The sequence below is a fragment of the Pseudomonas sp. AF03-9 genome (assembly GCF_020515815.1).
Lineage (GTDB): Bacteria > Pseudomonadota > Gammaproteobacteria > Pseudomonadales > Pseudomonadaceae > Aquipseudomonas.
Genome location: NZ_JAHPJF010000003.1, coordinates 60,414 through 84,997, shown reverse-complemented (window position 1 = coordinate 84,997; position 24,584 = coordinate 60,414). Strand labels below are relative to the sequence as shown.

At 61.1% G+C, this 24,584-nt stretch carries 25 protein-coding genes; 13 read left to right on the top strand and 12 right to left on the bottom strand.

The genetic code is table 11. From position 1 onward, the window contains the following. Positions 1 to 16 precede the first annotated feature (16 nt). Complete coding sequence (dapA, locus tag LIY36_RS07360; RefSeq protein WP_192299155.1) at positions 17 to 895, bottom strand: 4-hydroxy-tetrahydrodipicolinate synthase; 879 nt, start codon at positions 893 to 895, stop codon at positions 17 to 19. Positions 896 to 1,168: 273 nt separating this feature from the next. On the opposite strand from dapA, the gene LIY36_RS07355 reads away from it, so the two are divergent. Together LIY36_RS07355 and LIY36_RS07350 are read left to right on the top strand one after the other, a co-directional pair. Further along, entirely contained in the window at positions 1,169 to 1,729 is a 561-nt protein-coding gene (locus LIY36_RS07355; protein ID WP_017137336.1) for a glycine cleavage system protein R, read from the top strand. 10 nt (positions 1,730 to 1,739) lie between these two features. Further along, a complete protein-coding gene (locus LIY36_RS07350; RefSeq protein ID WP_192299156.1) occupies positions 1,740 to 2,213 on the top strand; it encodes a peroxiredoxin in 474 nt (157 codons plus the stop codon). 143 nt (positions 2,214 to 2,356) lie between these two features. On the opposite strand, the gene LIY36_RS07345 is transcribed toward LIY36_RS07350, so the two are convergent. After that, entirely contained in the window at positions 2,357 to 3,427 is a 1,071-nt protein-coding gene (locus tag LIY36_RS07345; RefSeq protein ID WP_192299157.1) for an AI-2E family transporter, read from the bottom strand. Positions 3,428 to 3,458: 31 nt separating this feature from the next. After that, positions 3,459 to 3,698 carry a sulfurtransferase TusA family protein gene (locus LIY36_RS07340; protein ID WP_010212198.1) on the bottom strand — a complete coding sequence of 80 codons (240 nt, stop codon included), beginning with the start codon at positions 3,696 to 3,698 and terminating at the stop codon, positions 3,459 to 3,461. A gap of 95 nt (positions 3,699 to 3,793) precedes the next feature. Between LIY36_RS07340 and LIY36_RS07335 the strand changes: the two genes are divergently transcribed. Next, positions 3,794 to 5,227, top strand: a complete 1,434-nt coding sequence (locus tag LIY36_RS07335; protein ID WP_192299158.1) for a M48 family metalloprotease — start codon at positions 3,794 to 3,796, stop codon at positions 5,225 to 5,227. A 70-nt stretch (positions 5,228 to 5,297) separates the two neighbouring features. Here LIY36_RS07335 and LIY36_RS07330 read toward each other — a convergent pair whose 3' ends face one another. From LIY36_RS07330 to rpoE, 4 genes are all read right to left on the bottom strand, one after another. Continuing rightward, complete coding sequence (locus LIY36_RS07330) at positions 5,298 to 6,734, bottom strand: DegQ family serine endoprotease (RefSeq protein WP_192299159.1); 1,437 nt, start codon at positions 6,732 to 6,734, stop codon at positions 5,298 to 5,300. Between the two features lie 235 nt (positions 6,735 to 6,969). After that, positions 6,970 to 7,932: a MucB/RseB C-terminal domain-containing protein gene (locus LIY36_RS07325; RefSeq protein ID WP_226455275.1), complete on the bottom strand. Its 963-nt coding sequence runs from the start codon at positions 7,930 to 7,932 to the stop codon at positions 6,970 to 6,972. A 15-nt stretch (positions 7,933 to 7,947) separates the two neighbouring features. Then, positions 7,948 to 8,535 (bottom strand): sigma-E factor negative regulatory protein, encoded by a 588-nt coding sequence (locus LIY36_RS07320; RefSeq protein WP_003172479.1) that lies wholly within the window; start codon positions 8,533 to 8,535, stop codon positions 7,948 to 7,950. Positions 8,536 to 8,567: 32 nt separating this feature from the next. Then, positions 8,568 to 9,149 (bottom strand): RNA polymerase sigma factor RpoE, encoded by a 582-nt coding sequence (gene rpoE / locus LIY36_RS07315; RefSeq protein WP_003172477.1) that lies wholly within the window; start codon positions 9,147 to 9,149, stop codon positions 8,568 to 8,570. 463 nt (positions 9,150 to 9,612) lie between these two features. Here rpoE and nadB point away from each other — a divergent pair, with 463 nt between their 5' ends. Further along, positions 9,613 to 11,229: an L-aspartate oxidase gene (gene nadB, locus LIY36_RS07310; RefSeq protein ID WP_226455274.1), complete on the top strand. Its 1,617-nt coding sequence runs from the start codon at positions 9,613 to 9,615 to the stop codon at positions 11,227 to 11,229. Here nadB and LIY36_RS07305 read toward each other — a convergent pair. Together LIY36_RS07305 and LIY36_RS07300 are read right to left on the bottom strand one after the other, a co-directional pair. After that, complete coding sequence (locus tag LIY36_RS07305) at positions 11,198 to 11,647, bottom strand: hypothetical protein (RefSeq protein ID WP_226455273.1); 450 nt, start codon at positions 11,645 to 11,647, stop codon at positions 11,198 to 11,200. The genes nadB and LIY36_RS07305 overlap by 32 nt on opposite strands. After that, entirely contained in the window at positions 11,631 to 11,885 is a 255-nt protein-coding gene (locus tag LIY36_RS07300; protein ID WP_014717362.1) for an FAD assembly factor SdhE, read from the bottom strand. Before LIY36_RS07300 ends, LIY36_RS07305 begins: the two co-directional genes overlap by 17 nt. A gap of 140 nt (positions 11,886 to 12,025) precedes the next feature. Here LIY36_RS07300 and ygfZ point away from each other — a divergent pair, with 140 nt between their 5' ends. After that, on the top strand, positions 12,026 to 12,967 hold the full coding sequence (gene ygfZ, locus LIY36_RS07295) for a CAF17-like 4Fe-4S cluster assembly/insertion protein YgfZ (RefSeq protein ID WP_226455272.1): 942 nt from the start codon (positions 12,026 to 12,028) through the stop codon (positions 12,965 to 12,967). Between the two features lie 36 nt (positions 12,968 to 13,003). Then, positions 13,004 to 13,825, top strand: a complete 822-nt coding sequence (locus tag LIY36_RS07290) for an HDOD domain-containing protein (protein WP_226455271.1) — start codon at positions 13,004 to 13,006, stop codon at positions 13,823 to 13,825. Here LIY36_RS07290 and LIY36_RS07285 read toward each other — a convergent pair whose 3' ends face one another. After that, on the bottom strand, positions 13,826 to 15,211 hold the full coding sequence (locus tag LIY36_RS07285) for a sensor histidine kinase (protein WP_226455270.1): 1,386 nt from the start codon (positions 15,209 to 15,211) through the stop codon (positions 13,826 to 13,828). It lies immediately after the preceding gene. Then, on the bottom strand, positions 15,204 to 15,875 hold the full coding sequence (locus LIY36_RS07280; protein WP_226455269.1) for a response regulator: 672 nt from the start codon (positions 15,873 to 15,875) through the stop codon (positions 15,204 to 15,206). The genes LIY36_RS07285 and LIY36_RS07280 overlap by 8 nt, the downstream gene beginning before the upstream one ends. A gap of 235 nt (positions 15,876 to 16,110) precedes the next feature. On the opposite strand from LIY36_RS07280, the gene LIY36_RS07275 reads away from it, so the two are divergent. The 6 genes from LIY36_RS07275 (at position 16,111) to LIY36_RS07250 (ending at position 22,602) form a co-directional block, all read left to right on the top strand. Then, positions 16,111 to 17,403 carry an OprD family porin gene (locus LIY36_RS07275; protein ID WP_192299170.1) on the top strand — a complete coding sequence of 431 codons (1,293 nt, stop codon included), beginning with the start codon at positions 16,111 to 16,113 and terminating at the stop codon, positions 17,401 to 17,403. Between the two features lie 34 nt (positions 17,404 to 17,437). Next, positions 17,438 to 18,421: a Bug family tripartite tricarboxylate transporter substrate binding protein gene (locus LIY36_RS07270; protein ID WP_192299171.1), complete on the top strand. Its 984-nt coding sequence runs from the start codon at positions 17,438 to 17,440 to the stop codon at positions 18,419 to 18,421. 129 nt (positions 18,422 to 18,550) lie between these two features. Beyond that, complete coding sequence (locus tag LIY36_RS07265) at positions 18,551 to 19,009, top strand: tripartite tricarboxylate transporter TctB family protein (protein ID WP_192299172.1); 459 nt, start codon at positions 18,551 to 18,553, stop codon at positions 19,007 to 19,009. A gap of 1 nt (position 19,010) precedes the next feature. Beyond that, positions 19,011 to 20,525 carry a tripartite tricarboxylate transporter permease gene (locus LIY36_RS07260; RefSeq protein WP_192299173.1) on the top strand — a complete coding sequence of 505 codons (1,515 nt, stop codon included), beginning with the start codon at positions 19,011 to 19,013 and terminating at the stop codon, positions 20,523 to 20,525. Then, entirely contained in the window at positions 20,518 to 21,546 is a 1,029-nt protein-coding gene (locus LIY36_RS07255; protein WP_226455268.1) for an AbrB family transcriptional regulator, read from the top strand. Before LIY36_RS07260 ends, LIY36_RS07255 begins: the two co-directional genes overlap by 8 nt. A gap of 126 nt (positions 21,547 to 21,672) precedes the next feature. Continuing rightward, positions 21,673 to 22,602 carry a YncE family protein gene (locus LIY36_RS07250; protein WP_226455267.1) on the top strand — a complete coding sequence of 310 codons (930 nt, stop codon included), beginning with the start codon at positions 21,673 to 21,675 and terminating at the stop codon, positions 22,600 to 22,602. 16 nt (positions 22,603 to 22,618) lie between these two features. Here the strand turns inward: LIY36_RS07250 and ung are convergent, their stop codons facing one another. Further along, entirely contained in the window at positions 22,619 to 23,311 is a 693-nt protein-coding gene (gene ung / locus LIY36_RS07245) for a uracil-DNA glycosylase (protein ID WP_192299176.1), read from the bottom strand. 136 nt (positions 23,312 to 23,447) lie between these two features. Between ung and LIY36_RS07240 the strand changes: the two genes are divergently transcribed. Beyond that, positions 23,448 to 24,560, top strand: a complete 1,113-nt coding sequence (locus LIY36_RS07240) for an enoyl-CoA hydratase/isomerase family protein (protein ID WP_226455266.1) — start codon at positions 23,448 to 23,450, stop codon at positions 24,558 to 24,560. Positions 24,561 to 24,584 lie beyond the last annotated feature (24 nt).

The window sequence follows — 24,584 nt, the reverse complement described above, 5'->3', positions numbered from 1 at the left end:
CGTAGTGCTTCCTCAATTAAACCAGGACGCCGGACTGGCGCAGGGCCTGTCGCAGCGGTTCATGACAGGCTTCGCTCAGACGGGTGAGCGGCAGACGGATACCGTCCGGCATCATGCCCATTTCAGTCAGCGCCCACTTCACGGGAATAGGGTTGGATTCGATAAACAGTGTCTTGTTGAGCGGCATCAGCTTCTCGTGGATCGCGCGGGCGGTCACGGCGTCACCGGCGATGGCGGCGGCGCACATTTCGCTCATGGCACGCGGGGCCACGTTGGCGGTCACGGAGATGTTGCCTTTGCCGCCCAGCAGCATCAGTTCGACAGCGGTGGCGTCGTCACCGGAATACACCAGGAAATCGCTGCTCACGCCGGCCAGGATGTCCTTGGCGCGTTGCAGGTCGCCGGTGGCTTCCTTGATACCGATGATGTTCGGTACGGTGGACAGGCGGATCACCGTCTCGGCCTTCATATCACACGCGGTACGACCCGGTACGTTATAGAGGATCTGCGGGATGTCGACCGCTTCGGCAATGGCGCGGAAATGCTGGTACAGGCCTTCCTGGGTCGGCTTGTTGTAGTACGGCGTCACCAGCAGGCAGGCATCGGCGCCGGCCTTCTTGGCGTTTTTGGTCAGCTCGATCGCTTCGCGCGTCGAGTTGGCGCCCGTACCGGCGATCACGGCAATGCGGCCCGCCACACGCTTGACCACGAATTCGATGACCTGGATGTGTTCTTCCACATCGAGGGTGGCCGACTCACCTGTGGTGCCGACCGCCACAATGGCGTTGGTGCCTTCTTGCAGGTGGAAGTCCACCAGTTTGCCCAGGCTGTCCCAGTCGAGATGACCTTGTGCATCCATGGGTGTGACCAGTGCCACCATACTGCCCGCAATCATGCAACCGCTCCTGCCGGAAAAAGAGAGCCGTAATGGTACTGGCGCCAAGATGCTTGCACAAGCAAAGTACCGCCTGAGGATGCGTTCTGGCGCAACTAAACGACAGGCAATGCCATCATTGGGCCAAAGGCTGCCTCCAAGCGCGTCGAAATCTGGCCGTTCACGTAATGAAAACGCCACCTCCTAGCCCTTGGCGACGGTTTTCGCTACCCTTCATCCTTTGATCGATACAGCCCACGCGGTATCGACCGCTCATCGCTTTAGGAAGGCTGCATGTCCACCCCCACAGTTCGCGAACAATTCCTTGTTATCAGTGCCCTCGGCGCCAACCCCATGGAGCTGACCAACGTCCTGTGCCGCGCCAGCCATGAGAACCGCTGCGCCGTCGTGACCTCCCGCCTGACCCGCCACGGCGAGTGCAGCGCGCTGGTCCTGCAGATTTCCGGCTCCTGGGACGCCCTGGCGCGCCTGGAAACCGGCCTGCCCGGCCTGGCCAAGAAACACAACTTCACCGTAAACGTGGTGCGCAGCGCCGCCCTGGAAAACCGTCCGCAGGCCTTGCCCTATGTGGCGTATGTCAGCTCGGCGTACCGTTCGGACATCGTCAACGAGCTGTGCCAGTTCTTTATCGACCACAACGTCGAGCTGGAGAACCTGACCTGCGACACCTACCAGGCGCCACAAACCGGCGGCACCATGCTCAACGCCACGTTTACCGTGACCTTGCCGGCTGGTGTACAGATCAGCTGGTTGCGCGACCAGTTCCTGGACTTCGCCGATGCCCTGAACCTCGACGCATTGATCGAGCCATGGCGCCCACAGAACCCTATGTAAGGAACGCCCCATGCCGGTTGTCATCGACACACCCGTAGCCGATTTCGAAGCTCAGGCCACCAGCGGCCAGACCTTCAGCCTCGCCGCCCTCAAGGGCAAGCAAGTGGTGATCTACTTCTACCCCAAGGACAGCACCCCGGGCTGCACCACCGAAGGCCAAGGGTTCCGTGACCACTACGCAGCGTTCAAGGCGGCCAACACCGAAGTGTTCGGGGTGTCGCGCGACAGCGTGAAGTCCCACGAGAACTTCAAGGCCAAGCAGGAATTCCCCTTCGAGCTGATCAGCGACAAGGACGAAGCGGTCTGCCAGCTGTTTGATGTGATCAAGCTGAAGAAGCTGTATGGCAAGGAATACCTGGGCGTGGATCGCAGCACGTTCCTTATCGACAAGGATGGCGTACTGCGCCAGGAATGGCGTGGAGTGAAGGTGCCTGGGCATGTGGATGCCGTGTTGGCCGCAGCACAATCCTTGAACAAAGCATGACTGTAGTGAGCGGGCTTGCCCCGCGCTGGGGGGCGAAGCCGCCCCAAATCTAGGCACCGCGGTCTTCCTGAAACACCGCGGCGTACCGTTTAGGGCGGCTTCGCCCCCCAGCGCGGGGCAAGCCCGCTCACTACAGCAGCCCGTTACAACAGTGGCGCTACCACGGGTTCTTGCCGAGGCCAGGCATCCAGCACCGCCTTGAACAGCGTCGCCAGGGGAATCGCAAAAAACACTCCCCAGAATCCCCACAACCCGCCGAACAACAGCACCGCGCAGATGATCGCCACCGGGTGCAGGTTGACCGCCTCCGAAAACAGCAGCGGCACAAGCACGTTGCCATCCAGGGTCTGGATGATCCCGTAGACCGCCATCAGGTAGATGAACTGATCACTCCACCCCCATTGGAACAGCGCGATCAGCGTCACCGGCACCGTCACCACCACGGCGCCGACATAAGGGACAACCACCGAGACCCCCACCAACAATGCCAGCAGCGCCGCGTAGTTCAGGTCCAGGGCGATAAAGGCGATGTAGGTCACGCCGCCGCAAATAATGATCTCGATGACCTTGCCACGGATGTAGTTGGCGATCTGTCGGTTCATCTCCTCGGCCACCCGCGTGATCAGCGCCCGCTCGCGCGGCAGGTAACCGCGCACCCAGCGGCCGATCATGGCGCGGTCCTTGAGGAAGAAAAACACCAGGATCGGCACAAGAACCAGGTAGATCATGATGTTGACCAACAACGGCAAGCTGGACAGGGAAAACGTCAGCGCCCACTGGCCGAACTTTCCGATCTCGCCGCGCGCCACTTCGATGGCCTGCAACACCTGCTCGTCCGACACCAGATGGGGATAACGCTCCGGCAACAGCAGCAACAACGACTGCCATTTGGCAAGCATGCCCGGCAGCTCGTTGAACAGGGTGATCAACTGATGCCACAGCAACGGCAACACCACCACGATAAACAGCACCAGCAGCCCCATGAACAAGGCAAATACTAACCCCACCGCCACACCGCCCGGCAAGCGCAACCGCTCAAGGGTTGTGACCAGGCCCTGCATCAGGTAGGCCAGCACCATCCCCGCCAGGACCGGCGCCAGCATGCCACCCAAAGTGAGCACCGCCGTAAAGGCCAGGAACAGCAGGACGGCCAGCACTACCGCTTCCTCATCGGAGAAGTAGCGCTGAATCCAGTCTCGTAACACTTTGAACATCAATAGACCTCAGGTGGTGGGGGCGAACGGTTCAGGCCTTGCGCAACCAGTAACGGTACACACCGGCGGCGTCCTCTTCGTGCAGCAGGGTGTGACCGGCCAGTTTGGCAAAAGTCCGGAAATCACGCTGGGAGCCTGCATCCGTGGCGATTACCTTGAGCACCGCGCCGCTGGCCAATCGATTGAGCTCCAGCTTGGCCTTGAGCAAAGGCAGCGGGCAATTGAGGCCGCTGGCATCGAGTTCGGCATCAAAGGCTACAGCGTCGGTCATGGTTTTACTCCGGGCACGGGTTTGAGCTGCTTAGAATATCTGGTCCGAAGCTCAGTGTCCGGCTACAGTAAGCTCTTTGTCGAAAGGCTCTGTGCATGACTTTTTTGCGCCCCACCCTGCTGACGCTGGCTTGCCTGCTGGCCTCCCCAGGCTTCGCTGACGACCTGCCGTCACTTGGCGACGCCAGTTCTGCCATTGTCTCGCCACAACAGGAATACCAGCTGGGCCGTGCCTGGCTGGCCTACTTGCGGGGCCAGGTCTCGCAACTGAATGATCCGCAACTCAAGGATTATGTCGAAACCAGCGTGTACAAACTGGTGGAGACCAGCCAGGTCAATGACCGGCGCCTGGAGTTCATCCTGATCAACAGCCCGCAACTCAACGCCTTTGCCGCACCTGGCGGGATCGTCGGGGTCAACGGCGGCCTGTTCCTCAATGCGCAGACCGAGGGGGAATACGCCTCGGTACTGGCCCACGAATTGGCTCACCTGTCCCAACGCCACTTCGCACGCGGCGTGGAAGCGCAGCAGCGCATGCAGATCCCGATGATGGCCGCCCTGCTCGGCGGCATCATTGCCGCTGCCGCAGGTGCAGGTGACGCCGGCATTGCCGCGATTGCCGGCACCCAGGCCGCTGCCATCCAGGAACAGCGCCGCTTCTCGCGCCAGAACGAGCAAGAAGCCGATCGCATCGGCATCCTCAACCTGGAAAAAGCCGGGTACGACCCGCGCTCCATGCCGACCATGTTCGAACGCCTGATGCGCCAATACCGCTTCGACGCCAAGCCACCGGAATTCTTGCTGACGCACCCTGTGACCGAATCGCGGATCGCCGACACCCGCAACCGCGCCGAGCAAGCCAAATCCGGCGGCAAGGAAGACAGCCTGCGCTATCAACTGATTCGCGCACGGGTGCAGTTGCAATACGAAGACACACCTGGTCTTGCGGCCAAGCGTTTCCAGGCGCAATTGGACGAGAACCCGAAAAACGATGTGGCGCGTTATGGCTTGGCCATCGCGCAGATCAAAGGCTCCCAGTTCAAGGAAGCGCGGGAGAACCTCGCCCCCTTGCTGGCCAAGGCGCCCAACGACATCACCTACAACCTGGCTCAAGTCCAACTGGACATCGACAACAACCGCCTGCCGGATGCGCAACAGCGTACGGATCGGATGCTCACGCAATATCCCGGCAACTATCCGTTGAATCAGGTGCGCGTGGACCTTCTGCTGAAACAGAACCGTACCGCCGATGCAGAGAAAGCCTTGGACGGTTTGCTCAAGTCCCGCCCCGACGATCCCGATGTCTGGTATCAGGTCGCCGAAACGCGCGGCTTGTCTGGCAACATCATTGGCCTGCACCAGGCACGCGCCGAGTACTTTGCGCTGGTGGGCGACTTCCAGCAGGCCATCCAGCAGTTGGACTTCGCCAAGCGCAGGGCGGGCAGCAATTTCCCGTTATCGTCACGCATCGATGCACGCCAGCGTGAACTGATCGAACAGGAACGCCTGGTGAAGGGGATGATGAGCTAACCCCCCCATCGCCCACAAAAAAGCCCCGCCCTCGTCAACCGAGGGCGGGGCTTTTTATTGAGCTAGCGGATTATTCGGCCAGCTTGAAGGTAATGAAGCTGGCACGCCCCTGGCGCAACACACGCATGGACACCGAACGATTCTTCGGCAACGCCTTGGCGATGTCGGTGAATTGCTTGGTGGTTTCAATGGCCTGGTTGTTCAGGTGAGTAATGACGTCGCCCGGTTGCAGGCCGATCAGTGCCGCAGGACCGTCCTGCACTTCCTTGATCACCACGCCGCTCTTGAGGTCGAAGCTTTTCTTCTGCTCGTCGGTCATCTCGACCACAGCAATACCCAGGCGGTTGCTGCTGCGCTCGGCACCAGGCTTGGCGTTGCCCAGGGCATCGAGGGTGGCGCCCTCTTCGGGGATGGCACCGACGGTCAGTTCAACGGTCTGGCGCTTGCCTTCACGAATCACTTCCAGCTTGGCCTTGGCGCCGGCCTTGAGCGCGCCGACCAGATGCGGCAGGTCGGCCGACATGACAATTGGCTGGCCATTCATGCTCAGAATCACGTCGCCGACTTGCAGGCCGCCCTTGGCTGCCGGGCCACCATCCTGAATCTGCGCGACCAGGGCACCGGCCGGCTTGTCGAGGCCGAAGGACTCAGCCAGATCCTTGTTCACTTCCTGGATCACCACGCCCAACCAGCCACGGCTGACCTTGCCACCGCTCTTGAGCTGATTGGAAACGTCCATGGCCACGTCGATCGGGATGGCGAACGATACGCCCATGAAACCACCGGAACGGGTGTAGATCTGCGAGTTGATCCCCACCACTTCGCCGGCCAGGTTGAACAGCGGACCACCGGAGTTGCCCGGGTTGATCGGCACGTCGGTCTGGATGAACGGCACATAGTTCTCGTTCGGCAGGCTACGCCCAATGGCGCTGACGATGCCTTGGGTCACGGTGTGGTCAAAGCCGAACGGCGAACCGATGGCGACAACCCACTGCCCGGCTTTCAAGTCCTGGGATTTACCCAGCTTGAGAACCGGCAGGTCCTTGCCATCGATCTTCAGCAAGGCCACGTCGGAGCGCGGGTCAGTACCCACCAGCTTGGCTTTCAGCTCACTGCGATCCGCCAGGCGCACGAGGATCTCGTCGGCATCGGCAATCACGTGGTTGTTGGTGAGGATGTAACCATCCGGCGAGATGATGAAGCCCGAGCCCAGGGACTGCGCCTCACGCTGGCCACCGCCACCGCGGGGCGAACGCTGTTGCGGCATGCCGCGCTCGAAGAACTCGCGCAGCATCGGCGGCAGGCCTTCCAGGTCCGGCATCTGCTGATTGGAGACTTTGCGGTCCGGCAGTTTCTGCGTGGTACTGATGTTCACCACCGCAGGCGAGGCCTGCTCAACCAGTTGGGTGAAGTCAGGCAACTCGGCCGCTTGCGCAGGCAAGGCCTGACCCAGCACCAATACCGTGGCGACTATGGATAGATAAGACTTCAAACGTGGTATCGACATACAGCTCCCGTTACGACGAGCAGGGTTGAGCGACAGGGTTCAAGAAACGCCGAAAACTGCGACCGACATTTTTGTTCCGCGAACAAAGCAAGGCCAGAGCCGACAAGCCCTGACCTATAAAAAACATGGGGGATTTTTGCAAGTGAAAATGCTGATCCATTCATTTCATGCTCTCGGCAACCGACCCGGCATGGGCTTAACATTGAAAGCTCAGGATGAACATAGGATTAACAACTCACGGCTGGGCGGCGGTCTTTTTTTCGCCGCGCACCGACAGTGCGATGCGTTCAGCAGTACCGATCGGAATTTCGCCGACAACCGTCACCATCATCTCTCCGTCCACCGTGTTCAGGCGCCGCGAGACGGCGACTGTAGGCCCCAATTGGGTGCGGGTTTCAGTGACGCTTGCATCGTTGATCGGCTCAAGAAATACCGAGAAGCGCGCCAGCCCGTCTTCATACATCAGGCTATCGACCGTTGCTTTCGTCTGGGTATCGGTGCGCGCTGCGCTATTGGTCAGTTGAAACCCCGGCGGCAACCATTCCATATGCCAGTTCTCGGTGGTCGGGACTTGCGGCGCGCTAGCGCCAGCTGCGGCGATAGGCGTGCATTCGCTGCTGGGTTGCAAATCACGATCACCCGGCACGGTCGACGTATTTAAACGCGTGAACTGAAAACGCTCCAGCAACTGCTCCTGGTCATTGAGCAGCAGGGACTTGAGTGGCAAGGCGGTATCACGGTCCAGGTGCAGCTCGAAGCCGTAACGATATTGGTCACGGGGCGTGATCGAGACGATCACTGCATTACGACCGGCCACGCGGGACTTGCCGATGACGGCCAGTTCATAGAATTCATTGAGTTTTTGCGGATCAAGCGCACGTGACGGTGCATCACGCGAATTGCCAAGGCCCGCGACAAGAGTGCCGCTGACACACTGAGTACGGCCGTCCAACCGCACGACTTCCTGGGCAGAGCCATCGAGCTGCAAGAGCCGCTCACGGACCTGGCCATCCTGGACACGATGCCAGATGTCATGGGTGGAAAAACTGCCGTTACGCTCGTAGACGAACGTACCTTGAAAGCTTTGCTGCTGCTCTGCACGCCCAAGTCGAGTCAGCCAGTCTTGGGCTTCATCGGCGTGGGCGGGGAGTGCAAACCAACTGCTGAGCAAAAGCGTAAGGAGCGGTATGGCGCGCATAGAGCTCCTTACGAATCAGCGGTTTTCCAGGCTTGCGGCGCGAGCATAAGGCAGCGCGCTTTCAGTGCCTTTCAGAGCCGATTCCTGTGCGTGTTGGCGCAGGTAGCCTGGAAGACGCTGGTCCTGCCAGCCGGATTGGCCTTGCAGTACACCGTTGGCCATCGGGCCGGTGGTGTCAGAGCTTTCCTTGTAGCCGGCCAATACCGCTGGGCCTTTGACTTGCGGACCGGCCATGACCGGCTGCTGGGTCTGCTGAGCCAGTTCGGCACCGGCGATTTCGTCCTGGTTGTACAGGCGAACACCCGCCAGCACTGCAACAGTCACCGAGGCAGCGACTGCCAGGCGACCCAGGCTACGCCATGGACCACGAGCAGCTTTTGCCGGAACGGCTTCATCAGCCAGAGCGGCAGAAACGGCCGCAGCAATATCCAGACGAGGGATTAGAAGATCCTTGTGCATCACCGCCCGAGCGACTTGGTAACGAGACCAGGTATCACGGGTTTCGGCGTCATCAAATGCGTTGAGCACTCGACGAAGTTCCAGTTCATCCGCTTCGTTATCCATCACTGCGGACAGCGATTCCTGCAGGGCATCACGACTCATGGCGGTTCCTCTCTTGGCTGTCGCCGCTGTCTTTAGTTCTCTTGCAACAACGGTTGCAAGGCTTTATCGATGGCTTCCCGGGCCCGGAAAATCCGTGACCTTACAGTCCCCACCGGACACTGCATGACGCTCGCAATGTCTTCGTAACTCAGACCATCGAATTCACGTAAAGTTAACGCCGTACGCAAATCTTCTGGCAGTTGCTGAATGGTGCGATGAACGGTGCCTTCGATCTCGTCGCGCAGCAATGCACGCTCCGGCGACTCGAGATCTTTGAGGCCGTGATCACCATCGTAAAATTCAGCATCTTCTGAACTAACATCACTATCCGGTGGGCGGCGTCCGCGAGAGACCAGATAGTTCTTCGCCGTGTTGATGGCGATGCGGTACAGCCACGTGTAAAACGCACTGTCGCCGCGGAAATTGCCTAGTGCACGGTACGCCTTGATAAAGGCTTCCTGTGCAACGTCCTGCGCTTCATGGGTGTCGTGCACAAACCGCACGATCAACCCGAGAATTTTGTGCTGGTATTTCAGCACTAGCAGATCAAAAGCTCGCTTGTCGCCGCGTTGAACGCGCTCGACCAGCTGCTGATCCTCTTCCTGGGTTAGCATGAACACTCCTCGTTGTACTTGAAGGAGGCTTGCATAACTAAACGATCAGGCTTGCAAACATAGACTCGGTCTTTTCGCAAAAGTTCTCCCCCTTCAAGCAAGTTTCCGGCACGCACTGATTTGGCACACACGAAAAACGCAGCGCGGGCAACGCCGGCTGCGCGAATAATCTTGTCGCCGGTTTTCTGACGCGTCCAATGCTCCCGACGGGCCAATAAACTCAACGTTTTCCCAGCTTTCGGGCAACCTGCTATTGAGTCGAGGCTTATGCAAAAAGTTCCCGCTTCAATAACCAGCTGATTCTACCCGAGCCGTGCACCGTAATCTCACATTGCCACGAATGCCCGGCTATTGTGCCGCTCCCCCCCTCTATATACTAGTAGCCCGTGTGCCCCTTTGATTCGCCGATCCAGGCGTCCTGTCTGCGCCTGCCCCTTGGATCGCTTTTTGCGGAATCCTTCTAATGAGCCAACAGTTTCAACACGATGTCCTGGTGATCGGTAGCGGCGCGGCCGGCTTGAGTCTGGCGCTGACCCTCCCCAGCCATCTGCGCATTGCGGTCCTGAGCAAAGGCGACCTGGCCAACGGCTCGACATTCTGGGCCCAGGGCGGCGTCGCTGCCGTGCTGGATGACACCGACACGGTGCAATCCCACGTCGAAGACACCCTCAACGCCGGCGGCGGCCTGTGTCATGAAGACGCGGTGCGCTTCACCGTGGAGCACAGCCGCGAAGCGATCCAATGGCTGATCGACCAGGGCGTGCCGTTCACCCGCGATGAACACGCAGGCAGCGATGACGGCGGTTTCGAATTCCACCTGACCCGCGAAGGCGGCCACAGCCACCGTCGCATCATCCACGCCGCCGACGCCACCGGCGCCGCGATCTTCAAGACCCTGCTCGACCAAGCCCGCCAGCGCCCCAACATCGAATTGCTGGAGCAACGCGTCGCCGTCGACCTGATCACCGAAAAACGCCTGGGCCTGGAAGGCGATCGCTGCCTCGGCGCCTACGTGCTCAACCGTGGCAGCGGCGAAGTCGACACCTACGGTGCGCGCTTCACCATTCTCGCTTCGGGCGGCGCGGCCAAGGTCTACCTCTACACCAGTAACCCTGACGGTGCCTGCGGCGACGGCATCGCCATGGCCTGGCGTTCGGGCTGTCGGGTGGCGAACCTGGAATTCAACCAGTTCCACCCCACCTGCCTGTACCACCCGCAGGCCAAGAGTTTCCTGATCACCGAAGCCCTGCGCGGCGAAGGCGCACACCTGAAACTGCCGAACGGCGAACGCTTCATGCAACGCTTCGACCCGCGCGCCGAACTGGCCCCACGGGACATCGTCGCCCGCGCCATCGACCATGAAATGAAGCGCCTGGGTATCGACTGCGTGTACCTGGACATCAGCCACAAACCCGAAGCTTTCATCAAGACCCACTTCCCCACCGTCTATGAACGCTGCCTAGCCTTCAACATCGACATCACCAAAGGCCCGATCCCGGTCGTCCCGGCCGCGCACTACACCTGCGGCGGCGTAATGGTCGACCAAAATGGCCGCACCGACGTGCCCGGCCTGTACGCGATTGGCGAAACCAGCTTCACCGGCCTGCACGGCGCCAATCGCATGGCCAGCAACTCGCTGCTCGAATGCTTCGTCTACGCCCGCTCGGCGGCGGCGGACATCCTCGAACAACTGCCACGCATCCCCGTGCCGGATGCCCTGCCCCGCTGGGACGCAAGCCAGGTCACCGATTCGGACGAAGACGTGATCATCGCCCACAACTGGGACGAGCTGCGGCGCTTCATGTGGGACTACGTGGGGATCGTGCGTACCAACAAGCGCCTGCAACGCGCGCAGCACCGGGTCCGGCTGTTGCTGGATGAGATCGACGAGTTCTACAGCAACTACAAAGTCAGCCGCGACCTGATCGAGTTGCGCAACCTGGCCCAAGTCGCGGAGCTGATGATCCGCTCAGCCATGGAACGCAAGGAAAGCCGCGGCCTGCACTACACCCTCGACTACCCCGAGATGCTGCCCGAAGCCCGCGACACTATCCTGGTGCCAACCACCTACGGCGACTGAACTTCAAGCGCACCCGCAGGCGCCGATGCACATCGGCTGCCTGCGAATCACCCGGCACACAGATCGAACGCACCCACCACTGCCCCGGCACGCGATAGCGCAGCACCACGATCAGCGGCAACGCCAGGCTGTCGGGGCGCAACTGCACGCTATGCCAACCCCGCTCGGCGCTGAACAGGTGCCAACCGTCTGCGTCGCGGCGCAGGCCACGAATCGACGAACGGTGAGTCAGCAGGATATGACGCGGCAAGACCCAGGCGGCATGCGCCAGGCACACCAACAGACCAAGGCTGGAATAGGACAGATCAAGCAACAAAAGCGCACCCAGTGCTAACGGCTGGGCAAGGAGATACGCCGCCAGCAACAGCCGTGAGGCCTGCCAGCGGCATTCAAAGGCGTGATTACTTGGGCTGGACACGATCCAGAATCATCCGAACCATGCGCTGCAGCTCCGGATCTTCAGATTCGGCGCGCTCCATGAACCAGCCGAACATGTCCTGATCTTCGCACGTCAACAGCCGCACATAGAGGTCGCGGTCCACTTGATTGAGCGTCGCGTAAACCTCTTTGGTAAAAGGCACCAACAACACGTCCAATTCCAGCATGCCACGACGGCTGTGCCAGTAGAGGCGATTGATTTCAACATCTTCGACCATGGAACGCTCCTCAAATAGGCGGCAAGTATACAGGCCCGGCCGCACCCGAACAGTCGGCTTTGGTCGCCCCATACGGAAACTATCCATTTGCCGGGCGCCCCTCTATGATGCACCCATGACTTTTTGACCTGCGATGACCCATGGCTGACTCCGCTTTCTTCTGCCCCCTGTCCCACGAAGGCGTTCTCGCCGTCCGCGGCTCCGACGCTGCCAAGTTCCTGCAAGGGCAACTGACCTGCAACCTCAACTACCTGAGCGATACCCAGGCCAGCCTCGGCGCGCGCTGCACGCAAAAAGGGCGCATGCAATCGAGCTTTCGCATCCTGCTGCAAGGTGACGGCGTGTTGCTGGCCATGGCCACCGAGCTGCTGGAGCCGCAACTGGCCGACTTGAAGAAATACGCCGTCTTCTCCAAATCCAAACTCACCGACGAAAGCGCCGCCTGGGTGCGTTTCGGCCTGATGGGTGCGGATCCGGCACTGGCCGCCCTCGGCCTTGAACTGCCAGCCGAGACCGACAGCGTTGCACGCACCGAGCACTTGATCGCCATTCGGGTTTCGCCCGAGCGCGCCGAGCTCTGGGTGCCCGTCGAGCACGCCGACACCGTGCGCGCCCAATTGGCTGCGCAAGCGCAAGAAACCGACCTGAACGAATGGCTGCTGGGCCAGATCCGCGCCGGCATCGGCCAGGTCATGGCGCAAACCCGCGAACTGTTCATCCCGCAGATGCTCAACCTGCAAGCCATCGGCGGCGTCAGCTTCAAGAAAGGCTGCTACACCGGCCAGGAAATCGTCGCGCGCATGCAGTACCTGGGCAAACTCAAACGCCGCCTGTACCGTTTGCGCCTGGATACGCCTGAAACACCCGAGCCAGGCACCCCGCTGTTTTCGCCCAGCCATAACAGCTCGATCGGCGAAGTGGTGATTGCAGCAAAAGCTGACCAGACGATTGAACTTCTGGCCGTATTGCAAGCCGAAGCTGCCGATAGTGGCGATGTGCATCTAGGCAGCCTTGAAGGCCCCGCCCTGCACCTGCTTGACCTGCCGTACACACTCGACCGCGATCGAGAGATCCAGCGTTAATCGCCGTACCTTTTGGCAACACCCTAGAGATTCTGAATGAACAAGCTGGCGGAAAAAGTCCAACAGGCTTTGATTACGGCCATCGGCAACGATGATCTGGTTCTGCCGACATTACCCGAAGTGGCGCTGCAAATTCGCCAGGCCGCTGAAGACCCGGAAATCAGCATCAGCCACTTGAGCAAAGTGATCGGGCGCGACACCGCACTGTCGGCGCGCCTGATCAAAGTGGTCAACAGCCCGCTGTTGCGTGCGACCCAGGAAGTCACCGACCTGCACACCGCCATCACTCGGCTGGGCACCAACTACAGCAGCAACCTGGCCATCGGCCTGGTGATGGAACAGATCTTCCACGCCCGCTCCGAAACGGTCGAACAAAAGATGCGTGATGTCTGGCGCCGCAGCCTCGAAGTGGCAGGCGTCAGCTATGCATTGTGCCGCAGCCACAGCCAGCTCAAGCCGGACCAGGCAGCCCTTGGCGGCCTGGTGCATCAGATCGGTGTGCTGCCGATCCTGACCTACGCCGAAGACCACTACGAACTGCTATCGGACCCGATCGCCCTCAACCACGTGATCGACAGCATCCACCCACTGCTCGGCGACAAGCTGCTGCACGGCTGGGATTTCCCGGAGATGCTGGCCAGCCTGCCGGGGCAATACCTGAACCTTGAACGTGACTCTGCCAGCCTCGACTACATCGATCTGGTGCAAATCGCCATGCTGTATTGCCACCGCGGCACCGACCACCCCTTGGCGGATGTGGTGGTTTCCACACTCCCCGCGCTCAAGAAGCTGCGCGTCGATCCGTACAGCGAAGCCCTGCGCGTCGAGCTGGATGAAGCACGCTCGATGTTCTACTGATCAACCGGCGATAAAGCTCACCCGCACCTTCAATCCCGCCAGTTCGCCATCGTGCAGGCTGATCTGCGCCAGGTGCGCGCGGCAGATCTCGCCGACAATCGCCAGCCCAAGGCCAGAGCCCAAGCCCTGCTGGCTACGGCGGTAGAAGCGCTCGAAGACCCGGTCGCGCTCATCCAGCGGGATGCCCGGGCCATCGTCCTCCACTTCCAGCACCGCCGGCGCCGTGACCCGCAAGATCACATTGCCACCCGGTGGTGTATGGGCCAGGGCGTTGTCCACCAGGTTGCTCAACAACTCGTTCAACAGCGTCGGCTCGCCGCGCAGCCACACCGGCTCATCGGCCTCCAACGCCAACGCCACACCGCGTGCATGGGCCAGCGGCGCCATAGCCATGCCCAGCTCCCGGGCCAATTGGCTGAGATCGAGCAGTTGCGCACCACCCTCGGCAATCGCCCGTGCACCGTTTTCGATACGCGCCAACGACAACAGCTGATTAGCCAGATGGGTCAGGCGATCCGTGCCCTGGGCCGCGCTTTCCAGGGTGCTGCGCCAGGTCGATGGGTCTTCGGCACGCAGGCCCAACTCCAAGCGCGCCTTGAGCGCCGCCAGCGGTGTGCGCAGCTCATGGGCCGCGTCGGCAATAAACTGTGCCTGGCGCTCGAACTGGCCACGCAGGCGTTCGGTGAAGTGATTGAGCGAACGCACCAACGGGCCGAATTCATGCTGCACTTCCACCAACGGCAGCGGCCGCAGGTCATCGGGTTGGCGCTCTTCCACGGCGGTGCGCAAACGCTCCAGCGGGCGCAACGCGGCGCTCACGGCAAACCACACCAACAGCAAGGCACCGACGGCAAGCATGCCCAAGCGCAGCAAGGTATCAGCCATCAGGCTGCGCGCCATGCTCACACGGGCTTCGTCGGTCTCGGCCACGCGGATCTCCGCCATGCCGTTCATGTTTGGCTCGGAGACCGCCTTGAGCAGGCTCACCACACGCACCGGCTGGCCCAGGTAGGTGGCGTCATAGAACCGCGCCAATGCCGGGTAATCATCGGTGCGCGGCGTGCCGGGTGGCGGGCCGGGAAGGTTTTCGTAGCCGGAAATCAGCTTCTGATCAATATCATTGACCTGATAGTAAATACGCCCGGCGCTGTCGTAGGCAAACGTGTCCAGGGCCACATACGGCACGTTGGCACTGAGGGTGCCGTCGACCTGGGTCAGGCCGGCGGCGATGGTCCGCGCCGAGGCGAGCAAGGTGCGGTCGTAGGCGGTGTCGGCGGCCTCGCGCCCGTTCCAGTAGGCACTCATGCCGCTGGCGAGCATCAACAACACCAGCAACAGCGCCAGGTTCCACAACAGGCGCCAGCGCAAACTGCTGGGTTTATGCATCGCGCGCTTCCAGCAGGTAACCGAGGCCACGAAAGGTCACGATGGAGATGGGCTGGCCATCGAGTTTTTTGCGCAGACGGTGCACGTAGATTTCGATGGCATCGGGGCTGGCTTCTTCGTCCAGGCCGAACACCTGGGACGCCAGCTGCTCTTTACTCATGACCCGCCCCGGACGTGCAATCAGCGCCTCAAGCACCGCCTGCTCGCGGGACGTCAACGTCATCAGTTCGCCACCCACCGTAAAGCGCCGGGTATCCAGGTCATAGACCAACACACCACACGCCTGCTGGCGCTCGCCGCCCAACACACTGCGCCGCAGCAACGCCTTGACCCGCGCTTCCAGTTCCGTCAGTTCAAAAGGCTTGGCCAGGTAATCGTCGGCGCCGAGGTTCAGGCCGTGCACGCGGTCCTTCACATCACTGCGCGCGGTCAGCATCAACACCGGCAGGTTTTTCCCACGCGCCCGCAAGCGTGCGAGCACCTCGAAACCGTCCATGCGCGGCAGCCCCACATCGAGGATCGCCGCCGCGTATTCCTCGCTGCTCAAGGCCAGGTCCGCGGCCACGCCATCGTGCAACACGTCGACGGTCAACCCCGTGCTCTTGAGCGCCTGGGCAACACTTTCGGCGAGTTGCAGGTGGTCTTCAACCAACAGGACACGCATGGATTTGTACCTCGTTCAGGGGTGGTCGACGCCACGCTTTGGCGGGCAGTTTACAGGCGCAACCTGCCCTGTGAAGCCCGAAAACATTGAAAGGTGGTTGAAAGGTTAGTGAAAGCTTCGCCCTTTAGCATCCAGACACGGTGGTCTTTGCCCACTGAGCTGCCTGAGCCGCAGCGCCCGAAAAACGCCTCGAAGCGTTTTCGCCAAAATAAGAACAATAACGGAGTACACCACGATGCTGTCGACACAGCCCCAGGCATTCTCGCCTGTGCGTTTTTCCCGCCTGACCCAGACCGCCCTTGCCAGCGCCGCTGCCCTTGCCGGCTTTTCGCCGCTTAGCCAGGCTGCCTTCTTCGAAGACAGTAGCGGTACCCTGGAAACCCGCAACATGTACTTCAACCGCGACTTCCGCGACGGCACCAGTGCACAGCAATCCAAACGCGACGAATGGGCCCAGGGGTTCATGCTCAACCTGCAATCGGGCTACACCGACGGCACCGTCGGCTTTGGCGTGGACGCGTTGGGTATGCTCGGCGTCAAGCTCGACTCCAGCCCCGACCGTACCGGCACCGGCCTGCTACCCACCCATGATGACGGCCGCGCCGCCAACGAATACGCCAAGCTGGGCCTGACCGGTAAAGTGAAGATCTCTGCCACCGAGCTGAAGATCGGCTCATTGGCCCCCGAACTGCCGATCCTCAAGCCCAACGACGGACGCATCCTGCCGCAAACCTTCAACGGCGGCCTGGTCACCTCCAAGGAGTTCAAGAACCTGGTGTTCACCGGCGGCCGCCTGGACAAAGCCAAGGACCGCGACGACACCAATTACGAAGACATCGCCCTCAACAACAAAAACAGCCGCTTCGTCAGTGGCGCCACCGGCAAGCACTTCAACTTCGGTGGCGTGGACTACAAGTTCGCCGACAAGATCACCGGCAGCTACCACTTCGCCCAGCTCGATGACGTGTACCGCCAGCACTTCCTCGGCCTGGTCGCCGCCCGCCCGATGGGCCCCGGCACCTTCTCCACCGACCTGCGCCTGGCCATCAGTGATGACACCGGTAGCGCCCGTGGCGGCAAGATCGACAACAAATCCCTCAACGGCCTGTTCAGCTATGCCCTCAATGGCCATAAGCTCAGCGCCGGCTACCAGCACATGTCCGGTGACAATGCGTTTCCGTATGTGGATGGCAGCGACCCGTACCTGGTCAACTTCGTGCAGATCAACGACTTTGCTGGCGCCGAAGAACGCTCCTGGCAAGCGCGCTACGACTACGACTTCGCCAAACTGGGGATTCCCGGCCTGAGCTTCATGAGCCGCTACATCTCGGGTGACAACATCCAGCTCAAGAACGGCGACACCGGCAAAGAGTGGGAACGCAACAGCGAGATCAAATACGTCGTGCAGAGCGGCACGCTCAAGGATGTGGCCGTGCGCCTGCGTAACGCCACGTACCGCTCCAACTATTCAGCCCGTGATGCGGATGAAATGCGCGTGCTGGTCAGCTACAGCATTGCGCTTTGGTAACAGCCACTCATAACAACAATGACGGAGATAGAAAATGACCCCTTCACTGCGTAAATTGGCCCTCGCCGCCGGCTGCATGCTGTTCGCCGGCCAACTGCTGGCCGCCGAAGAACCCAAGCGCCCGGAATGCATCGCCCCGGCCTCCCCCGGCGGTGGTTTCGACCTGACCTGCAAACTGGCGCAAAGCGCGCTGGTCAACGAGAAGTTGCTGAGCAAGCCGATGCGCGTGACCTACATGCCCGGCGGCGTCGGCGCGGTGGCCTACAACGCGGTGGTCGCGCAGCGCCCTGCGGATGCCGGCACCCTGGTGGCCTGGTCCAGCGGTTCGCTGCTGAACCTGGCGCAGGGCAAGTTCGGCCGTTTCGATGAAAGCGCCGTACGTTGGCTGGCAGCGGTCGGCACCAGCTACGGTGCCATCGCAGTGAAAAACGATTCGCCCTACAAGACCCTCGACGATCTGGTCAAAGCCCTGAAGAAAGATCCGGGCAGCGTCGTCATCGGTTCCGGCGGCACCGTCGGCAGCCAGGACTGGATGCAAACCGCCCTGATCGCCAAGGCCGCCGGGATCAACCCGCGTGAGCTGCGCTACGTGGCCCTCGAAGGCGGCGGTGAAATCGCCACCGCCCTGCTCGGCGGTCACATCCAGGTGGGCAGTACCGACATCTCCGACTCCATGCCACACATCCTCAGCGGTGACATGCGCCTGCTGGCGGTGTTCTCCGAAGAGCGCCTGGACGAGCCGGAAATGAAGAACATTCCGACGGCCAAAGAGCAAGGCTACGACATCGTCTGGCCAGTGGTGCGCGGTTTCTACCTCGGGCCAAAAGTCAGCGATGCCGACTACGCCTGGTGGAAAGATGCGTTCGACAAACTGCTGGCCTCCGACGAGTTCGCCAAGCTGCGTGACCAGCGCGAGCTGTTCCCGTTCGCCATGACCGGCCCGGAGCTGGACACCTACGTGAAGAAACAGGTGGCTGACTACAAAGTGCTGGCCAAAGAGTTTGGCTTGATCCAGTAAATGCCCTCTGTGGGAGCGCGCTTGCCCACGAAAAACGTCAACGATGACGCGTGCGGCCTGGATACACGCGGCGCCCTTGCATTCTTCGCGAGCCACTGCGCTCCCACAAAAGCGGCCTAGGAGTTTCCTATGCTTTTACAACGCATTTTCGCCAGCGTGATGCTGCTGGTCTGTGCCGGCCTTGCGCTGATGGCGTGGCCGTACCAGGCCGCATTTTCCTACGAGCCGGTCGGGCCGCGTGCCTACCCGCTGCTGATGCTCGGGCTGATGAGCCTGGGCCTGATCTACATGATCATCCGCCCACAGCCGACCAAACACACGGAAGAAGAACCGGCGCTGGACCGCGAGACCCTGATCAAGATCGGCATCTGCGTGGCGCTGCTCATCGTGTTCGCCGCCACCTTCGAGCCCCTGGGTTTCATCCTCAGCAGCATGCTGATCGGCATCCCCATGGCGCGCCTGTATGGCGGCCGCTGGTTGCCGAGCGTGGTGATCGTCAGCCTGATGGCCGTGGGCCTCTATCTGCTGTTCGATAAAGCCATGGATGTTCCGCTGCCCCTCGGCCTGCTCGACGTTCTGGAGAACTGATATGGATACTTTCAGCTATTTGGGCCAGGGCTTCGGCGTTGCACTGTCCCCGTACAACCTGGTGACCGCGCTGTGCGGCACCTTGATCGGCACCGTAGTCGGCCTGTTGCCGGGCCTGGGTCCGATCAACGGCGTGGCCTTGCTGATCCCGATTGCATTCGCCCTGGGCTTGCCGCCGGAGTCGGCGTTGATCCTGCTGGCGGCCGTGTACCTGGGCTGCGAATACGGCGGCCGGATCAGTTCGATCCTGCTGAACATTCCGGGCGAAGCCTCCACCGTAATGACCACCCTCGACGGTTACCCGATGGCCCGCAAAGGCCTGGCCGGTGTAGCGCTGTCGTTGTCGGCGTGGAGTTCGTTCATCGGCGCGTTCATCGCCACCTGCGGCATGGTGCTGTTTGCACCGTTGCTGGCCAAATGGGCGATTGCCTTCGGTCCGGCGGAATATTTCGTACTGATGGTGTTCGCGATTGTCTGCCTCGGCGGCATGGCCGGTGACAAACCGTTGAAGACCTTTGTTGCAGCGCTGATCGGCCTGTTCCTGTCGGCGGTGGGCATCGACGCCAACAGCGGTGTGTACCGCTTTACCGGCGACAACATCCACCTCACCGACGGCATCCAGTTTGTGGTGTTGGTGCTGGGTCTGTTCTCCATCAGCGAGATCCTGTTGCTGCTGGAAAAAACCCACCGTGGCCAGGAAGCCGTGAAAGCCACCGGACGGATGATGTTCAACCTGAAGGAAGCATCCGCTGTCTTCTTGGTGAATATCCGTTGTGGCCTGCTGGGCTTCATCATGGGCGTGCTGCCTGGCGCTGGCGCAACATTGGCCTCGGCGGTTGCCTACATGACCGAGAAACGCATGGCCGGTGCCAGCGGCAAATTCGGCCAGGGCGACATGCGCGGCCTCGCCGCCCCGGAAACCGCGATCGGCGCATCCGCCTGCGGTGCCCTGGTGCCGATGCTGACCCTCGGCGTACCCGGTTCGGGCACCACGGCGGTGATGATCGGCGCATTGTCGCTGTACAACATCACGCCCGGCCCGCTGCTGTTCCAACAGCAACCGGACATCGTCTGGGGCCTGATCGCCTCGTTGTTTATCGCCAACATCATGCTGGTGATCCTCAACATCCCGATGATCCGCATCTTCACGCGCATCCTCGCCGTGCCGAACTGGGCGCTGGTACCGGTGATCGCGATCATCACCGCGATCGGTGTGTACGCCGTTCACGCCACCACCTTCGACCTGTTCCTGATGGTCGGCATCGGCATCTTCGGCTACATCCTGCGCAAGCTCGACTTCCCGCTGTCGCCAGTCCTGCTGGGCTTTATCCTCGGCGGCTTGATGGAGCAGAACCTGCGCCGGGCGCTGTCGATTTCCAACGGTGCGCTGGACATCCTCTGGTCGAGCCCGATCACCTTTGGTGTGTGGGTGCTGACCGCGCTGATGCTGGCTTTACCGCTGGTACGGATCTATCGCAAACGTGCCCTGCAGCGTCGTGCCGTGGCCGATGTCTGAAGTCACCTTTAAACATTGGTGGGGAACACCGCTGGTCGGCCTGGCCGGCGGTTACCTGGCCAGCCTTGTCGGCTGGCCCTTGCCGTATATGGTCGGCTCGTTGCTGGCGATCATCCTGGTGCGCTGCCTCACGCCGTGGCAGTTGGCGGAGATTCCCGGCGGGCGCAAATGCGGCCAATGGGTGGTAGGGATTGGCATCGGGCTGCACTTCACGCCGTTGGTGATCGAGCAGGTGCTGAGCCATTTCGGGCTGATCTTCTTCGGCGCGCTGATCACCAGTCTTTCCAGCGTGGTCGGCGTCTGGTTGATGCGGCGCAGCGGTGAAGACCGCGCCACCGCATTTTTCTCCAGCATGCCGGGCGGTTCCGGGGAGATGGTCAACCTCGGCGCACGCAATGGTGCGGTGCTCAGCCGGGTCGCGGCGGGGCAAAGCCTGCGGGTGCTGGTGGTGGTGCTGTGCGTGCCGGCGATCTTCAAGTATGTGCTGGAAGGCGGCGCGCCACAGTTTCATCCGGCGCCGGTGAGTTGGCCGTGGCTGTTCGCGTTGTTTGCGCTTGGAGCATTGGTGGCCTGGGGGTGGCAGCGCTTGCGTCAGCCGAACCCGTGGCTGTTCGGGCCGTTGCTGGTGAGTGCGACCGCCAGCGTCGTATGGGATCTGCATATCGGCCTGCCCGATGGCGGCAGCCAGATCGGCCAGTGGTTGATCGGCAGCGGTTTGGGTTGCCACTTCAATCGTCAGTTCTTTCGCCGGGCGCCGTCGTTCATGGGGCGCACGTTGATTGGTACGGCGTTGACCATGGCGTTGGCGACGTTGGCAGCGGTGGGGCTCAGTGCGCTGACCCATCTGGACCTGCGCTCGCTGACGTTAGGCATGATGCCCGGTGGGATTGCCGAGATGAGCCTTACGGCCGAGACCCTGCAATTGTCGGTGCCGTTGGTGACGGCGATGCAGGTGATGCGGTTGTTGTTTGTGTTGTTTTTGGCGGAGCCGTTGTTCAGGCACTGGAACCGTCAAACCTGATCCGCCACCGAACAGTGGCCCCTGAGGGGCCACTGCCATTCGTCTGAACTGTCAATTCTCACAGCTAGCCGAACGTTCTCGTAACGAAGATCAATGGTGTGTACCTGACCATTGAGAGTTGTGATCATGCATACCTCGTCCGAAGATCAAAAAAACGATAACGAACCGGCTGCAATCATCAGAACGGTCCCCGTTCCAGGCTCTCCCAATCGCCTTGTGCTCAATAGTGATGGTTCGCGCCTCTACGTCGCCAGTGCAACACTTCCACACGGCATCACTGTTATCGATACCGCAAGCTTGAGCATTATCACCACGATCACCAATATAGGATCGCCCATCTGGCTCGCCATGAACCCAACGGCCCCTCGCCTTTATGCCAGCGACAACAGTCAGGCAAGCGATACGCCTATCACTGTGATCGACACCTCGACCAACACGCTCATCAATCAAATCAGGGGGTTCACCACCGTCCGGGGCATTGCATTGAATTCGACCGGTGCGCGCCTGTACGTCGCTGACCAAGGCGCTTCGCAAGTGGTGGCGATCGATACCAGCACCCATCAGCGAATCGCTGCGACTGCCGTGCGCCATCCCAGAGACATTTGTGTGGCGCCCGGCAACGCGCGCTCACATGTCGCCTCGACCCTCGATGACTGGACCAGCATCAACCTGGGAACCAACCGGGTCGTGTTCCAAACCAGCACGATTGCTGGAGAGCCCACCAGCATTGTGCATGCACGCTTCGCCGCTCGCGTGTACATCACCTACCGGGATCGTGGCGAGGTGTATATCGGGGACACCACCACCGCTCAGGCAAGCTCGACTCTCAGCGGGTTGCTCGGCCCTTTCCAGATCGCTTTTCACACGATGCTGGAGCGAGCCTACCTCACCGAAACCGATGGCAACCGAGTCAGTATCATCAATACCCGTACCCAAACCGTGATTGGCACGATCCCTGGCTTCGACAAGCCGCGCGGCATCGTTGTAGCGCCCAGCGGCCGATTGGCATACGTCGCCAATATCGGCAGTTCAACAGTGGCAGAAGTCCGCTTGTAAGGCACAGCGGCCGACATTAAAGCGACGGCAACCGCCACTCAATCGGCGTTTCGCCATTCTGCTCAAGAAACTTGTTGGTGCGGCTGAAATGCCCGCACCCCAAAAACCCGCGATACGCCGACAACGGCGACGGATGCACTGACGTCAGCACCAGGTGTTTGGTCGCATCAATCAACTTCTGCTTGCCCTGGGCATGGGCGCCCCACAGTAAAAACACCAAGTGCGGCTGATGCGCGCTGACCACTTCGATAATCCGATCAGTAAAAAACTGCCAGCCCTTGCCCGCATGCGCGTTGGCGTTGGCACGCTCCACGGTCATGGTGGTGTTGAGCAGCAGCACACCCTGATCCGCCCAGCTTTGCAGGCAACCGTGGTTGGGGATGTCGATGTTCAGGTCGCGCTTGAGCTCTTTGTAGATATTGAGCAGCGACGGCGGCGTGGGTATGCCCGGTTGCACCGAGAAGCACAGGCCGTGGGCCTGGCCGGGGCCGTGGTACGGGTCCTGGCCGAGGATCACCACCTTGACCTTGTCCAGCGGCGTCGAGTTGAGCGCGTTGAAGATCAGCGGGCCTGGCGGGTAGATCTCTTTGCCGGCCGCATGTTCCTCGCGCAGGAACTCGCGCAACTGGCTCATATACGGTTGCTCGAACTCATCGCGCAGGGCGTGCTTCCAGGTGGGTTCGAGTTTGATACGGTCGCCTTCGGTCATGATGCAATGGTCTTGTAAAAAAGAATGAGGCGAACCCTAGGAAAGCCGACCCCGCTTGTCAATTGATCTGACACACCACCGGCACTTTCCTACGAAGCGATCATACTAATCTTCTACCTTCCTGAATGAGGTCACGATGAACCTGCACTTCGAAGAGCTGACCGGCAGCGACGGTGCCCGCATCGGTATCGCCAGCCTGGACGCCGAAAAATCCCTCAACGCCCTCTCCCTACCGATGATCCTGGCCCTGGGCGAACGCCTGGACAGTTGGGCGAAAGACCCGAATATCGTGTGCGTGCTACTGCGCGGCAATGGGCCCAAGGCATTTTGCGCCGGTGGCGAAGTGCGCAGCCTCGCGATGGAGTGCCGCGAACAACCCGGCGTGGTGCCGGCGCTGGCCGCGCAGTTTTTTGCCGCGGAGTATCGCCTCGACTATCACCTGCACACGTACCCGAAACCGCTGATCTGCTGGGGCCACGGCTATGTGCTGGGTGGCGGCATGGGCCTGCTGCAAAGTGCGTCGGTGCGCATCGTTACGCCAAGCAGCCGCCTGGCAATGCCGGAGATCAGTATCGGCCTGTACCCGGATGTGGGCGCCAGTTGGTTCTTGTCGCGCATGCCGGGCAAACTCGGCCTGTTCCTCGGCCTGACCGGCGCGCATATCAACGGTCGCGATGCCTTAGACCTGGGCCTGGCCGACCGCTTCCTGCGCGACGACCAGCAGGACGAATTGATCGAAGGCCTGCTGCAACTGAACTGGCAGGAACAAACGTCGATACAACTCAACAGCCTGCTCAAGGCGCTGGCCCAGGAAGCCGTCAGCCAGCAACCCGAAGCGCAGTGGCTGCCGCGCCGGACGCAGATCGACGCCTGGCTGGATGTGGGTGATGTACGCGGAGCCTGGCGCGCCTTGAGCCAGTTGCGCGAGCACAACGACCCGCTGTTCAGCCGTGCCGGCAAGACCTTGAGCGAAGGCTGCCCACTCACGGCGCACCTGGTGTGGGAACAACTGCGCCGAGCCCGTCACCTGTCCCTGGCCCAGGTGTTTCAGATGGAATACACCTTGAGCCTCAACTGCTGCCGTCACCCGGAGTTCAGCGAAGGCGTGCGTGCGCGCTTGATCGACAAGGATCAGACGCCGCACTGGCATTGGCCGGACATCAACAGCCTGCCGGACGCGGTCGTACAGGCTCACTTCCACAAGGTGTGGGAAGGTCGCCACCCGCTGGCGGATTTGTCCGAATACTGAGTATTTCGCGCAAAAAAAAGCGGC